This window comes from Patescibacteria group bacterium, assembly GCA_041661625.1.
Classification (GTDB): domain Bacteria; phylum Patescibacteriota; class Patescibacteriia; order JAHIZJ01; family JAHIZJ01; genus JBAZUB01.
The window spans coordinates 654,704-668,312 of record JBAZUB010000001.1 but is presented as its reverse complement, the minus strand read 5'-3'; the positions used below and the strand labels follow the sequence as shown (position 1 = coordinate 668,312).

Sequence of the window (13,609 nt, the reverse complement as noted above, 5' to 3'; positions counted from 1 at the left end):
CCCTTCGTAACTGTCTAAACGATTATCTCTTCCTGCGCCAGGGCAACATCGATCGCCTGGCCGGTATTTGGATTTATATTCACCACCAGCGCATTGATCACGGCCGGGCCTGACTCTGGAATGATAAACCCAACCGGGGTTTGCGTCAGAAAACGTCTGATTATCACGTCCTTGTCCACGCCCAGCACCGTATCGCGCAAGCCCGTCATCCCGACATCGGTAATATAGGCGGCTCCCTTTGGCAATACTTTGGCATCAGCCGTCGGTATGTGGGTGTGAGTGCCGTAAACCACGGCAGCGCGTCCGTCGAGATACCACCCCAGGGCGCTGGCTTCGGAGGTGGCTTCGGTGTGGGCGTCGACCACCACGGCGTTCACTTTCTGATTACGGTATTGCTTTAGGATCCGGTCAAACTCGCGAAAGGGATCCTCGAAGTCTTCATTGAAGAATACTCGGCCAATCAAGTTTATCACCAGAATGTTTAAGGTTCCGACAGACAATAGACGATGACCGACGCCCGGTGTTTCCGGCGGATAGTTGGCCGGACGAATCAATATCGGTTCCCGCTGGGTCAGCAGCGGCAGGGCGTCTTTGCGCTTGAAGATGTGATTGCCTGAGGTGAAGAAGTCGACACCGGCGGCGCGCGCCTCTTCGAGCGTGGACGGAGTTACCCCGCTGCCATGCGCCAGGTTTTCGGCATTGGCAATGACCAAATGCGGCGAATACTTCTTGCGCCACTTTGGCAGCACCTCTTTCAGGGCGTTGCGGCCGGCGCGCCCGACCACATCACCGAAGATTAGAACAGTGATAGGCTTTCTAGCGGGCATATTCGATGACGCGTTTTTCACGGATCAGATTGACCTTGATTTCACCGGGGTAATGCAGATCCTCTTCAATCTTGCCGGCGATTTCACGGGCTAGGTTTTCGGCCTTGAGATCATCGATTTCTTCGGGCCGGACAAACACGCGAATCTCCCGGCCGGCTTGAATGGCGTAGGTTTTTTCCACGCCGGGGAAGGAATTAGCCAGTTCTTCAAGTTCGGTCAGGCGCTGGATATAGTTTTCATAGGACTCTTTCCGAGCCCCGAATCGGGCGCCGGAAATGGCATCGGCCACTTTGACTACGATCCCTTCCAAAGTGTGCGGCGAATCTTCGTGGTGGGCAATGGACATGTAGGCTACTTCCTCGGGCAGGCCATATTTCTTCATTATCTCATAGCCGAGTTGCGGATGGGTGCCCTGAACCTCATGATCGATTGCCTTGCCGATATCATGGAGCAGGCCGCCTTTTTTACATATCGACACGTTGGCGCCCAACTCGGCGGCGAGCATGCCCGACAGGTGGCCAACCTCAACGGAATGTTTCAATACGTTCTGGCCATAACTGGTGCGGTATTTCAGGCGGCCGAGCAATTGGGTAATACGCGGGTCCAGGCCGGCCACGCCTAGTTCATAGGAAGCCTCTTCGCCGGCCTCCTTGATATCTTTTGCCAGCTCCTTCTTGGCCAGCTCGACACATTCCTCGATTCGAGCTGGGTGAATGCGTCCGTCTTGGATTAATTTTTCCAAGGCACGTTTGGCCAGATGCCGGCGGATCGGGCTGAATCCGGAGATGAGGATGGCTTCGGGGGTATCGTCAATGACTATTTCAACGCCGGTTAGCTGCTCGATTACTTTGATGTTCCGGCCCTCGCGGCCGATGATCCGCCCCTTCATTTCATCGGATGGCAGGGCGACGGTCGTAGTGGTGGTTTCGGTAGAATGCGATCCGGCATAACGCTGGATCACGACGCTGAGCAGTTTCTTGGATTCCTTTTCCATCTCTTCCGAGCCGTACTGTTTGAGTTTTCGGATTCGCTGCAGCAGCTCATCCTTCATGCCATGTTCGGTGGTTTCCAAAATCCGCTCTTTGGCCTGGAGCTGAGTAAGTCCCGATATTTTTTCTAACTGAGCTAACTGGTCGGCCCTGATGCTTTCGATTTCTTTCTTCAATCCTTCCAGACGCTGAGCCTTGTCGAATAAACGCTGCTGGCGCGTTTCCAGCTCAAGCAACTTCTGGTCGAAGAGTCCCTCCCGTTTTTCCAAGCGTTCTTGGAGTCGGCGCACTTCCTGTTGCTGTCTTTGCTCCTCGTTCTTGGCTTCCTCAATGATTTGGAGCGCCTTGTCTTTCGCGCTGAGCAGGATCTCCTTCTGCTTGTTGCTGGCCTGCTTAACTAATTCTTGGGCTTTGGATTCGGCCGATTCGACTCTCTTTGATGCAACTAATTTGTGAATGACAAACCCAACCAAGCCGCCCACCACCAGTCCGGCGACCAGCCAGAGTACCGTTGTTAATGCTGACATAATGTTTCAAGGGTGTTTATTGAATGAATTTAACCGGCGCCGAAGCGCCATCCCAATGTCTGGGTAACCGAGTCTAACGAACAGAATGGTATCACAAAGGAAAAAAAGTAGCAAGAATTGGCCACATTTTTATTAAATTGTCAATTATGTCATTTATCGTATCAAATACAAAAACCGACCCAGCACAAAGGGTCGGTTGCTAACTTTATATTCTCTGGCTAATGGTTATTTGGCGATGATCTTGTCGACAATGCCGTACTCCTTCGCCTCCTCGGCTGACATGAAGAAGTCGCGGTCAATATCCTTCTCGATCTTTTTCAACGGCTGCTTGGTGTGGAGCGCCAGTATCTTATTGAGCCGATCCTTGATTTTCAAGATATGCCGGGCGTGAATCCCCACATCAACCGCCTGACCTTCGGCGCCGCCCATTACTTGATGCAGCAAGACTTCAGAATTTGGCAACGCAAAACGCTTGCCTGACTCGCCGGCGGATAATAGTACCGCCGCCATACTCGCCGCCATACCAATACAAATAGTTGAAACCGGCGATTTCACGTACTGCATGGTGTCATAGATGGCCATGCCGGCTGTGACTGAACCGCCCGGTGAGTTGATGTAGAGTTTTATTTCCTTGCTCTTGTCCTCGCTGTCGAGGAACAGCAATTGAGCAATCACCGTATTGGCGACATTGTCGTCAATTGTCGATCCTAGAAACACGATCCGCTCTTTCAATAAGCGGGAATAGATATCGTAGGCCCGTTCGCCGAAGTTGGACTTTTCAATGACGGTGGGAATTAGCTGCATAGAAATGGTGGTTAATGATCGGGCACTGGTGAGTATATCGAAAACTATTTTATCTGCCAAGTTTCTCCCTGCGGCACCAGCCGCCCTCTAACCATAAAACCAGCCGCTTTCTTATGACCGCCCCCGCCTAGCTGCTTAGCCAGTTTCGAGACGTCAATGCCTGGCGCCGTGCTCCGGATACTGCCTTTAACTTCGCCGTCGGTTCCTTCCTTCAGAACTATCACCGCCTTGGTCTGATCCAGCGCATTGAGGAAATTGGCAATCCCATCGGTAGCTTCATCAGTTACCTCGAGGCCCTGCAAATCATTTTGCGTAATCACCGTGATAGAGACACCATAGCGCGGATGATTTTGCAATCGGGATAGCGCCAACCCTAAAAGTTTTAGTTGGGTCATGGACTTACCCCGATGACGTCCCACAATAGCGCGAAGACGAGCTCCTTGAAGTAACAGCTGCGAGGCGATTTTAACGACCCGCTCGGTCGTATTAATGTGTACAAAATTTCCCGTGTCATAAACAATGCCGGCCATCAGACAAGTGGCAATTTCTTTATCGTATACGATGCTATTAGTTTCAAAATATGTATACACCAACTCAGTGGTAGCGGCCGCCTCAGCATCAACCAAATTTAAGGATCCAAAATTGGCATTCGTGCCATGGTGGTCGATGTTAATAAGCGGCTTGGAGCTTAGCATTTTCCAAACTTGTGGCGAAACCCCCAGCTGCTTAGGATCGGCAAAATCAACGGTCACAGATAATTCAACTTGATTAATGTTTATATCATTCCAGTCGGTAACAATCGCGTCGTGACCAATTAAAAAATCAAACCGGGTGGTTTTTTTTCCGGCATACACGATGACGTTTTTTCCCAGAGTCAGCAAATGGTGGCGCAATGCTAAGCTGGCCCCCAGGCTGTCGCCGTCGGGATCCTTGGGGTTGAGTATCAGAATAGATTTAGCGGCTTGCAACTGTTGGTGGGCTTGCCGCCAGACTTCGGGACGGATCATTTTTTAGTCAGATTATCCAATACGTGCAGAATTCGGTCGGCCGCGTCCTCCGAGCGGTCAATTTCGAACACTATTTTGGGTGTGAACTTCATGACCAATCGGCGATTGAGCACCTTCTGGATAAAGTAAATTTGGCGCTGGATGATTTCAAATACATGATCGGACTGTTCGACCGGATAAATCTTGAGCCAAGCCCGGGTATGTTCCAGATCGGGCGACGTATCCACCCGGCCGACCGTCACCAGCGTATCCAAAGGCAACTCGATCTCGCGAGTCAGGGCGCGACCCAGCTCTTGGCGGATCAGGGCGTTAACCTGGGCAATGCGCTTGCTGGCCACGTTAGGAGAGAATTAATTTCTTCAGGCGAGTAGTCTCGGTGTAGGCCTGGATGGTGTCGCCAGCCTGGACAGCTGCGGTTAGGTTTAGTTTCATGCCGCATTCCCGGCCGCTGTTGACCTCATCCACGCCTTCTTTGTTGAGTTGTAGTTGCTCAATCTTGCCAGTGGCTATTTCCACCTGCTGACGCAGCACGGCAACCTTTGAACCGTTGTGCAGTTTGCCTTTGAATACCTTGCCGCCGGCGATCACCTTGGGCAGTTTCGTTTGAAAGACGGCCAGCACGTTTAATTCTCCGGTGACGGTCCGAATAATGTCCGGCGGAAGCATCTGTTCCAGCTCGCCGATGGCCGCATTAACCAGGTCATAAATAATTTTGAAAGTCTGAATCACATATTCCTGGCCGCGCGCCACATCTTCGGCCTGCGGTGTCACGGTGACATTGAAGCCATAAAGCCTGGCTTGGGCAGTGGTGGCTCGGAGTACGTCGGCCTCGGTGATGTTGCCCAGGCTCTTGGCTACCACGTGAACAGACGCTTCGGGGGTGTGGATTTTCTTAAGTGACTCGATGATTGCTTCCAGCGAACCGAGCGTATCGGCCTTGAGGATTACGTTCAGTTTCTTGGGTTCGGTCGATGACTCCGATGATTCGTTTTCCAGATCCTTTTTCTTCAGATGCACCGTGGGCGTCGTTGGTGTGTATTGTTTCTGCTTCTTAATTTTGTACAACTCTTTCTTGTCAATCACGGTCAGGATATCTCCGACCTTGGCGGCTAATTTCAAACCGAATATTTCCACGGCTTGGGACGGCGTGGCTTCGGGTTGAGCTTTAGCCAGATGATTCTTGATCGCTTTGACCTTGCCGCCCTGCAGACCGCCGACCGTGATCAAATCATTGACGTGTAATGTGCCGGTCTGGATGACGACCGTGGCGACCGGCCCGCTCCCCTTGTCGATGTGCGATTCAATCACCGTGCCCACCGCATCCTGGGTCGGGTCAGCCACGATGTTTTGCTTGTTTAGGTCGGCTACTAATAGAATTAAATCCAGCAACTCGGAAACGCCGCGCTTATCTTTGGCTGAAATCTCGGCGACCGGTACTTGCCCGCCCCAGCCCTCAACCAGGACTTCATGTTCGGACAGCTGTTGCTTGACCCGTTCCACGTTTGCTTCCGGCAGGTCGATCTTGTTGATTGCCACGATCATTGGCAGATGACTCTTCTTAATGATGTTAATTGCTTCGACGGTTTGAGGTTTGACGCCGTCATCGGCCGCGACAATCAGAATGCCGATATCAGCTACACGGGCACCGCGCGAGCGCATGGCGGTAAATGCTTCGTGGCCCGGCGTATCAATAAACGTTATCTGCCGGCCTTTTTTATTCACCTGGTAAGCGCCGATGTGCTGGGTAATACCGCCCGCCTCGCCGGCCATCACGTCAGTTTCACGGATCGTATCGAGCAGTCTAGTTTTGCCGTGATCAACGTGGCCCATAATAACCACGACCGGCGGCCGCGGTTGGAGGCGGTCGGCTGATTGCGGTTTGAGCAGCTGCTCCAGCTCAGCCTCCTCAGCCGCGTCCTCGGCTTTGGGCGAGGGTTCGAAACCCATGTCTTCGGTAATGACCGCCGCGGTCTCGTAATCGATCCATTCATTCAAAGAAGACATGATGCCATTCTGCATCAGTTGGGCGATCACGTCGGTCACCGGCCGTTTGATCATCACGGCCAGATCGCGCACGATGATCCGGCTGGGTATTTCGATTTTCGGCTTGCTGGTTTCGGGCATAGATTATTCCTGTAAAGTCAGTTTATTTTACATAAACAACGGCCGTTTGTCAACTGCCGGTAATGACAATCTATTGATCAACTCTTATAATGTCACTATACTACTATCAACGGCAGGAATATAATTCTATGCCGATTTTATATAATCAGTCGATCCGAAAAGACCTGCGAAGAAAGTTGCGGAATAATCTTACTCCACCCGAGGTCGTACTTTGGACATATATCAAGAATACGCAGTTATCGGAATTAAGATTTCGTCGGCAATACGGCATCGGTAGATATGTTGTGGACTTCTATTGCCCGAAGAAGCGTTTGGTTATCGAGATTGATAAAAGTTATCATACAAGACCTGAGGTAAGAGAATACGATCGTATTCGCCAGAGATTTATTGAGAGCTTCAACATTTGCGTGCTACGTTTCTCTAGCGGCGATATCTTCGACAACATCGATGGCGTTTTGGCACGAATAATGTCTGTGGCCGAAAACCTCCCCCATGCCAAGAAACCATAAAGCAAGTTAATGGTTGAACTGATACTACAACGTGTCCCCTCCTTAGCTAAGGAGGGGACACGTTGTCAGTAAGAACTAACATAAATAATGCCGCCATTCAATTGAGTACGGGGGAGGTTAGATCGGGTTCCCTCTCGCTCACGCGAACTTCCGGCCTTTTCCCACTACGATCTTGAACTTCTTTGGCAGTACGGTCAGAATCACCGGACACTGGACGATGGTCTGGCCATCGAGAATTACATTGGTGTTTGGTTCGGCGCCGATAAATTCGGCTCGTTTGATCCGAAAAACACTCTGGCCGGCATTTCCCCGCCCAAACCAGCGCCCGCCCGATGGTTCATCAACAACAATATCCAAGCGAGCGTCACGCGGGTCGGTATTGAAGCCGGCAGCTTCGTTAGCCGGACCCAGATTGTAAACCCGGATAGTCTGGCCTGGGCTAGTAAGTTTGAGCTGAAAGCTATTGTCGCATTTCATGGTCACACCGGGAGCCGATACCTCGGCGCTCGATAGAAAAAAATGATTGTTGGCGCAACCCAGATCCAGCCGTTCGATTACCCGCGCCGATAACACGTCGCAGGCTTTCTCATCCGATGGTATATCCAAAAGCCTGGCAAAGTAATTCGGCGCGCCGATCGGTATGTACCCAAAAGTAACCGCGCGGTCGGCGGTAGCGGCAATTAACTTGGCTAGCGTGGTATCGTTCCCTACCGCGACGATGGTGTCGACGCCTTTTTTAATCGCCTCGTCCACTTGTTCGGTCAGGCTGGTCAGCAAAGACAGCCGGTTGATCTTTCCAGAGATACCCAAATCGGTTAAGCGAGTTTCAATTCGGGCGATTTTGGTTTGATTGCGCGCGTCACTGACAAACGAATCGTAGAGATATGCGTACATGCCGGTAGGTTAACGGCCCAGCTTCTTAAATTTGTCGTTTGTATCAGCGTTGACTATTGGCTCGGTTGCTTCCGATCCGGTCATAGTAACTTTTCCCGTCAACACCGCTCCGGCTTCCATCGTGATCACTTTGGCTTTGACATTGGCATAGACACGCGCCGACTTTGTCAGATCCAAGCGATCCTTGACGGTCAAGGTATTGCCGCGTACTTCACCGGAGCACAAAATATTTTGTGCTTCAACGTCGGCTTTAATTTTGGCGCCCTCGCCAATTTTTATATCAGCCGCGGTTTTTAAAGTCCCGGTGACTCCCCCTTCAACGATAACATTTCCTTGTCCCGAAAAATTTCCTTCGACCTGAACCGATGGCCCGATTACCGTTTCCATTTCATTGCTAGTCTTGGCATCTTTTGAAAACATATTTTTATGGTACTATTAAGAAGTTGCGTCAATACAATAATAGGTGGTTGCCAGCTGGTTTGTCAAAGTGCCAGGCGCAACAGTGTGCCGCAAGTTAGATCTGAATTTGTTAACCCGTTAAACTACCAGAGAGAACTAATTACTTTTATATCGCATAATCACTATGACGGATCCGAACACGCCCATCGAGCAACAGGAAAGGCAGATCCAGGAAAACAAGATACACAAACGAGAGTTATTGACCATATTCATTGTTTGTGTTATAATAGCAATCTTGTTAGCAGTGTTGTACTACTTTGAGAATAATGCACAGATCCTGACAAAGTTAGGTGATTATATCACAAATAGTATATTATAGTTTTACGACACTATAATAATACTAATACTAGCTCAATTAGTATAGATTAGCTCTACCACTGCCAAGGCCATTCCTTCATAGCACAAAGGATAGACCCGCCCGCCTTTGCCTGAGCCCCTATAGTTCAATGGACCTGCCCGCCAATGCCCGCGCCTTCATAGCTCAACGGATAGAGCAAACCCGTCCTAAGGGTGAGATGGGGGTTCAATTCCCTCTGAGGGCACCACACATTAGATAATCAGCTGAAAAGTAATTTGTAAGAATTAGTTTGTTAGGTTTTGTTCCACGTGGAACGCTAAGCGTTTAGTGAAACATTTATGGGCTATTAGATTAGTTGGGTACCGTCATACGGGACGGGCAGAAGCGACCCAGTACCTAAGCGAAGCGCATGGTGCTGGGGAGCGTCGACTATTCCGAGCGTGCGCAGGAGCAGGCGCTGCCCCGGAAGAGCGCCGCATTCGAACCCGCCTGCCGGAGTATAAATTTAATTGGTAATATTGAGCATTGTCAGGCGCCATGATGGGCCTGTAGCTCATCTGGTAGACCTGCCCGCCTGTGCTTGCTGGGGATGTAGCTCATCTGGTAGAGCGCAGCATTCGCATTGCTGAGGTAGGGGGTTCGAGTCCCCCCATCTCCACCAAGCACAGGCAAGCAGGCGGGGCAAACCCGTCATTAGGGTGAGATAGGGGTTTGTCCGGTCATAAGACCGGACGACCAGTCGAATGACTGGTCGATTCCCCGCAGGTCCACAATTATGCTTGATAATACAAAATACAGGCGCGGCGGTCGGGTTTCAGAGGTCGGGAGTTCAAATCCCCCGTGGTCCATCAAGGAAAATATAGCTAATATAAAACAAATATGTTAAAAGACTTTAGTATCAAATTCATCGATGTCATGATTGGTGTAGTTCTTGGTATTGGCTTTCAATGGTGGGGCGATTTACATTACACCTAGCAATTTATTGCGTTTTTATTCGTATATTTGAATTTGGTCGATTATTGGATTGATTACTCGCCTACCGTAAAACGATTTCCCTTGAAAAGAGAGATCGACGTAATTCTCCATACGTATATTTTGTTTATGATGTTTTATATAGTTTATGCAACAAAACTGTTGATTATTAGCTTTTTATAGGATACATATTATATCGTATGGGAGATATCATGTGGATTTGGCGGATGTTCAAAGAATACCGCGAGAAAAAACGTGATAAAAAATTTCTATTTGGCTGGTTAGGCTCTGATATAATAGAAATTATTGTTTGTTTGGCATTATTGGCTATTAACCGTGTATTTGTGATCGCACCATTAACACTTTTAATTATCTTTATTATACTCAGGCTAACCTCTAGAATAATGGCTAGTGTTTATTATAAAGAACTATATTACGAGTAAATAATAACCTACACAATATAGTAATACGTAGTACTTATAATGTTCCACGTGGAACAAATTCTTATCCACATTTGATAAGAAATAAATTAAACTAATTTAAGCCAATATCACGATAATATAAAAGCTATACACAGTTTATTAAGGTTTATGTATAAAATAAACACACCCAACGACAGGGGTGTGTATTTGTTTATGCACAGGCAATAATTAAAGAGAAAAGCTCACCGGGGGTGAGCTTGGGTAGTCCGATCGGGTAGCGCGAGTTGCGGTTCTTTTTGGTTTTTTGGGAATTCGCATCAAGGCGAACTACGGGAGCAAATCATTTGGAGGTCGCGTGTTTGATGCAACACGGGCAAATGATCAGTCCCGCAGAGCGACGCTTGTACCCTCACCAACGTCTCGGTGCTGAGCGGGTGCTTTTGCAAGAACCGATTGCTTCTGGCGCATCAAAGCCAAAGCGCCTGGATAAGAACCGAATAACCCAACCGAACGAACGTGAAAACATAATAATTCAACTAAAAGGTTGTGTCAAATGACAACCCAAGGATGCATGGTACGGCTAACTAGGATTACAGTAGTACCAACTACCTTCACTATCTGGTTCGGTAGTGTCGGGAGACTTGTTAGCGCTTTGACCGGCTGGAGGGTGAACCTGAGACTTACGATTGAAAAGAGCTTTACGCAACCAAAATGCGAAATGACACACAAATGAAAACACTGGCCACCTCCGTTGATAAAATGTGAATCACCCTTCCAAAAAGAAAATCCCTTCTGGAAAGGGATCGACGTTGGTTAGTTTGCTGACGAGCTATTTAACCACAACCAGACCCTTTCCATAAGAGGTGATTGTGGTGATGGTTGAGCAGACAAACAATGTTTGAAATCATAATAGTTTCTTTCGGTTGAGACGGTCGATCATCAAGCGATATCCATTGGTACCGTGCTGTAGCCAGCGTTGTACTCGCGCGACGGTGGTAGAACTTAAACCGGTATCTTTAACTATCTTGGTATACGGAACGTTTCGATCGAGCATTCGGGCGGCTTGCCAGCGAGCGCTAAATTCTTTGATTTCGGACTCGGTTAACAGGTCGCGTAGGTAATTTTGAATTTCACGTTTGTTTTTAAGTTTAGAAATCGCCAGTATCAGGGCTTGGTTAGCGGGCGCATTCCAGATTGTTTTGCGTAAGCGTTTATCCATATACTTTAGTTAACTAAAGTATATACTAGATGATATACTGTGTCAAGTAGCCTATTTATATAGAAAATCCAGTCATGGATGACTGGATGTGCTAGGTTCTGATACCGACCGGTTCGGAGGATGGCCTGGTCTGACGTTCGGCGTGCCTTTCCGCCGCGCCGCTATTACGACGCCGGCAATCTGCTGCGATGGCCTCCACTTCATCGGCGCTCAGTTCCAGGTTCACAAAACGTGCCCGCTCCTGCATATCCTCCCGGAAGGAGCTCATGTTGCCAGCACTTTCAACGAGGAGTTCACCGACCCACCTCTTCAGATTGTCTTCCTGTCCGTAGGCTTCGGCGATAATGGGCAGCTTCTCTTTCCAGTTGAGCGAGCCTGATGCCGGAGGCTTGGCAGTGCCAGCCGGTTTCTGCCCGTACTGGCGTTTGACCTGGCCAAATTCCGAGGCCGATAGTGGCTTCAGGTTGGCCTTGGTCAGTGAAGACTTGGCGGCTTCATTGAAGGCCAAGATACCGGGATGATCTTGCAGCATGCGATACATGGTCTGCTTGGGTGTCTCTTGGCCGCGGTGATTAGCCTGGCAGATGGCGTCGACCTTGGCTGACAGATTCCGACTCGGTTGGTAAGGCCGGTGTGGTCCACGATCAGGTTTCGAGTCTGCTGGAGAGCCGGTGTCCGTATGCTCCCTGGCTGACCTGCGAACCTTTCGTACTGGCGGTTCGGTGATAACTTCCACCGCACTGAATCCTTGAACCAGCCGAAGAATCTGCGCCAGCCCTTCGATCTCATCCAGTCCCAGTTGTTCGAGGAGCGGTGCTAGCAAATCCGAGTTGAGCACGGCCTCACCGGCCATGATTTGTCGAACCAGTGGATGCCAGTCCGGGTGATCGATAACGAACTGATACGCTGCAGCCACCACTGTGGCCGGAACCGATCTTCCCCGGAAGTAGGGTAGTAACGATGAAAGATCCATGACAATGGGCTCGGGCATGGCCGCACCTCCTTCTCGATAACTGAAACGGCCGGTTTATGCTTCCCTCCGGTGTTACGCCAAGCACGCTGTCGCGTAGAGTATAGAATGCTTTCCGATCTTGAGTCAACCAAAAAGCCGCCAGCTGAGGCAGTCGGGATAGTTAAATCAGGTATGACTATGCTTGACTGCAACTTAACATGCTTGGCTTTCAGTTCGCGCGCCGACAGGAAAAAGAAAAGGCCGACAATTAACAGGGTTATCAACGGTGGCATCCACGAGTCAATATGATGGCCAAAACTTTCTAATATCATAATGACGCCCAGCAAACCAACCGAATGCATGGCGCCATTTTTTAAGTAAGCGAATTTCTTGACGGTTTTACACCGCGCACGGTCAGATACCGTACCACCAAGGCACCCAGGCCATTACCGATCAAGATCAATGGCACCGACACGGTAAACGCGAAGGCGCCCAGCACGCCGTCCATTGAAAAAGTGGCGTCGATCATTTCGAGATACAGCACTTTGCTAATGTCGGACAGGTGGCCGTGTAGCAATTGTTTTTCTTTTTCCTCGGCATGGCGCTGTCCTCCTTGTACCCAAGACTACTGGGTAGGAATGACGCTACGGGTTGTATTACCTTCGTTGTATAAAGATGCCGTGCTGAATATTATACGTTACGAATGGGGATGTCAATGAAATATTGATTATTTACAAGTATTTCCAAAATTGCAGCGGATAAAAAGGAATAATAATCGTATTGACCAGCTTACTACTATTTGATACTATATAGTAGTAGTGTGTATAACTACATACCATATAACAATATAGAAAGGAACAATATCTTGGAAAACCTCACCGAAATGCTAAAAGGTGTGCTCGAGGGCTGCGTCCTCGAGATCATCAGTCGCGGTAAAACCTATGGTTATGAAATCGCTTCGTCACTGCGCCGGCTCGGTTTCACGGATGTCGTTGAGGGTACGGTCTACGCTATTCTATTGCGCATCGAAAAATATAATCTCGTCAACATCGAGAAAAAGCCTTCCATCATTGGCCCGCCGCGAAAATTCTACACGCTCAACGGCGCCGGGCGCAAGGAACTCGCTACGTTCTGGGCCAAATGGGATCATGTGTCTTCAAAAATTAATGACTTAAGGAAGGAATCAAATGGGTAACTTTCTAAAGAAAATTATCGGGGATAAAAAGGCATGGAAAGAGATGGAGGCGCGCGCCAAAGTCATGCCTAGAGACTATCAAGTCGTCTATGGCGAAATAAAAAAGTACCTGTGGAAGTATCCTGCCGGCACGGGCATGGATACCGTCTCTATCCTAGAGGGTTTGCTGGGACTGTTTGAAACCGGATCGGCTGATGGCAAGAACGCGCTTGAAATAACCGGGGAAGACGTGGCGGCGTTCTGCGACGAGCTGCTTAAGAACACCAAAACCTACACGGGAAATTGGCGCGAGGCACTGAACCGCGACGTGATGAAAAAGATTGGAAGCGGCCAAAAATAAAAAATCCTTGTTATTATTGCCACGCATCTGTTGTGGCGCTGGCATCGATCCGGTTTATCGATCTGACGGCT

Annotated in this window: 15 protein-coding genes and 2 tRNA genes; 6 read left to right on the top strand and 11 right to left on the bottom strand. The window is 49.3% G+C overall.

Annotated features, from left to right (window positions below; translation table 11 throughout):
• Window positions 1-14: 14 nt before the first annotated feature.
• The 6 genes from WC734_03350 to infB all read right to left on the bottom strand — a co-directional run bounded on the left by WC734_03350 (window position 15) and on the right by infB (window position 6,278).
• A complete protein-coding gene (locus WC734_03350; GenBank protein ID MFA6198160.1) occupies window positions 15-827 on the bottom strand; it encodes a TIGR00282 family metallophosphoesterase in 813 nt (270 codons plus the stop codon).
• A complete protein-coding gene (gene rny / locus WC734_03345; GenBank protein MFA6198159.1) occupies window positions 817-2,343 on the bottom strand; it encodes a ribonuclease Y in 1,527 nt (508 codons plus the stop codon). The genes WC734_03350 and rny overlap by 11 nt, the downstream gene beginning before the upstream one ends.
• Window positions 2,344-2,568: 225 nt before the next feature.
• Window positions 2,569-3,147 (bottom strand): ATP-dependent Clp endopeptidase proteolytic subunit ClpP, encoded by a 579-nt coding sequence (gene clpP / locus WC734_03340; GenBank protein MFA6198158.1) that lies wholly within the window; start codon window positions 3,145-3,147, stop codon window positions 2,569-2,571.
• Between the two features lie 44 nt (window positions 3,148-3,191).
• Window positions 3,192-4,154: a bifunctional oligoribonuclease/PAP phosphatase NrnA gene (locus tag WC734_03335; GenBank protein ID MFA6198157.1), complete on the bottom strand. Its 963-nt coding sequence runs from the start codon at window positions 4,152-4,154 to the stop codon at window positions 3,192-3,194.
• Window positions 4,151-4,492, bottom strand: coding sequence for a 30S ribosome-binding factor RbfA (gene rbfA / locus WC734_03330; GenBank protein MFA6198156.1), 342 nt, complete (start codon window positions 4,490-4,492; stop codon window positions 4,151-4,153). Before rbfA ends, WC734_03335 begins: the two co-directional genes overlap by 4 nt.
• 1 nt (window position 4,493) lies before the next feature.
• Window positions 4,494-6,278, bottom strand: coding sequence for a translation initiation factor IF-2 (gene infB, locus WC734_03325; GenBank protein MFA6198155.1), 1,785 nt, complete (start codon window positions 6,276-6,278; stop codon window positions 4,494-4,496).
• A gap of 128 nt (window positions 6,279-6,406) precedes the next feature.
• Here infB and WC734_03320 point away from each other — a divergent pair, with 128 nt between their 5' ends.
• Entirely contained in the window at window positions 6,407-6,787 is a 381-nt protein-coding gene (locus WC734_03320) for an endonuclease domain-containing protein (GenBank protein MFA6198154.1), read from the top strand.
• 138 nt (window positions 6,788-6,925) lie between these two features.
• On the opposite strand, the gene WC734_03315 is transcribed toward WC734_03320, so the two are convergent.
• Together WC734_03315 and WC734_03310 are read right to left on the bottom strand one after the other, a co-directional pair.
• A complete protein-coding gene (locus tag WC734_03315) occupies window positions 6,926-7,681 on the bottom strand; it encodes a diacylglycerol kinase family protein (protein ID MFA6198153.1) in 756 nt (251 codons plus the stop codon).
• Between the two features lie 9 nt (window positions 7,682-7,690).
• A complete protein-coding gene (locus WC734_03310; protein MFA6198152.1) occupies window positions 7,691-8,101 on the bottom strand; it encodes a polymer-forming cytoskeletal protein in 411 nt (136 codons plus the stop codon).
• Window positions 8,102-8,610: 509 nt separating this feature from the next.
• Here WC734_03310 and WC734_03305 point away from each other — a divergent pair.
• From WC734_03305 to WC734_03295, 3 genes are all read left to right on the top strand, one after another.
• A tRNA-Arg gene (locus tag WC734_03305) sits at window positions 8,611-8,685 on the top strand.
• Between the two features lie 338 nt (window positions 8,686-9,023).
• Window positions 9,024-9,099, top strand: a tRNA-Ala gene (locus WC734_03300).
• A gap of 511 nt (window positions 9,100-9,610) precedes the next feature.
• A complete protein-coding gene (locus WC734_03295; protein MFA6198151.1) occupies window positions 9,611-9,853 on the top strand; it encodes a hypothetical protein in 243 nt (80 codons plus the stop codon).
• A gap of 883 nt (window positions 9,854-10,736) precedes the next feature.
• Here WC734_03295 and WC734_03290 read toward each other — a convergent pair.
• The 3 genes from WC734_03290 to WC734_03280 form a co-directional block, all read right to left on the bottom strand.
• Window positions 10,737-11,051, bottom strand: a complete 315-nt coding sequence (locus WC734_03290; GenBank protein ID MFA6198150.1) for a YerC/YecD family TrpR-related protein — start codon at window positions 11,049-11,051, stop codon at window positions 10,737-10,739.
• A 91-nt stretch (window positions 11,052-11,142) separates the two neighbouring features.
• Window positions 11,143-12,042, bottom strand: a complete 900-nt coding sequence (locus WC734_03285; GenBank protein MFA6198149.1) for a hypothetical protein — start codon at window positions 12,040-12,042, stop codon at window positions 11,143-11,145.
• A gap of 334 nt (window positions 12,043-12,376) precedes the next feature.
• A complete protein-coding gene (locus WC734_03280) occupies window positions 12,377-12,580 on the bottom strand; it encodes a DUF475 domain-containing protein (GenBank protein MFA6198148.1) in 204 nt (67 codons plus the stop codon).
• 288 nt (window positions 12,581-12,868) lie between these two features.
• On the opposite strand from WC734_03280, the gene WC734_03275 reads away from it, so the two are divergent.
• Both WC734_03275 and WC734_03270 read left to right on the top strand, forming a co-directional pair.
• Window positions 12,869-13,198: a PadR family transcriptional regulator gene (locus WC734_03275; GenBank protein MFA6198147.1), complete on the top strand. Its 330-nt coding sequence runs from the start codon at window positions 12,869-12,871 to the stop codon at window positions 13,196-13,198.
• Complete coding sequence (locus tag WC734_03270) at window positions 13,191-13,538, top strand: DUF1048 domain-containing protein (GenBank protein ID MFA6198146.1); 348 nt, start codon at window positions 13,191-13,193, stop codon at window positions 13,536-13,538. The genes WC734_03275 and WC734_03270 overlap by 8 nt, the downstream gene beginning before the upstream one ends.
• Window positions 13,539-13,609 lie beyond the last annotated feature (71 nt).

Bases quoted from the DNA above. Each gene is read 5' to 3' on its own strand.
- WC734_03350 (MFA6198160.1), bottom strand. From the start codon at position 827: ATGCCCGCTAGAAAGCCTATCACTGTTCTAATCTTCGGTGATGTGGTC.
- rny (MFA6198159.1), bottom strand. From the start codon at position 2,343: ATGTCAGCATTAACAACGGTACTCTGGCTGGTCGCCGGACTGGTGGTG.
- clpP (MFA6198158.1), bottom strand. From the start codon at position 3,147: ATGCAGCTAATTCCCACCGTCATTGAAAAGTCCAACTTCGGCGAACGG.
- WC734_03335 (MFA6198157.1), bottom strand. From the start codon at position 4,154: ATGATCCGTCCCGAAGTCTGGCGGCAAGCCCACCAACAGTTGCAAGCC.
- infB (MFA6198155.1), bottom strand. From the start codon at position 6,278: ATGCCCGAAACCAGCAAGCCGAAAATCGAAATACCCAGCCGGATCATC.
- WC734_03320 (MFA6198154.1), top strand. From the start codon at position 6,407: ATGCCGATTTTATATAATCAGTCGATCCGAAAAGACCTGCGAAGAAAG.
- WC734_03315 (MFA6198153.1), bottom strand. From the start codon at position 7,681: ATGTACGCATATCTCTACGATTCGTTTGTCAGTGACGCGCGCAATCAA.
- WC734_03310 (MFA6198152.1), bottom strand. From the start codon at position 8,101: ATGTTTTCAAAAGATGCCAAGACTAGCAATGAAATGGAAACGGTAATC.
- WC734_03295 (MFA6198151.1), top strand. From the start codon at position 9,611: ATGGGAGATATCATGTGGATTTGGCGGATGTTCAAAGAATACCGCGAG.
- WC734_03290 (MFA6198150.1), bottom strand. From the start codon at position 11,051: ATGGATAAACGCTTACGCAAAACAATCTGGAATGCGCCCGCTAACCAA.
- WC734_03285 (MFA6198149.1), bottom strand. From the start codon at position 12,042: ATGCCCGAGCCCATTGTCATGGATCTTTCATCGTTACTACCCTACTTC.
- WC734_03270 (MFA6198146.1), top strand. From the start codon at position 13,191: ATGGGTAACTTTCTAAAGAAAATTATCGGGGATAAAAAGGCATGGAAA.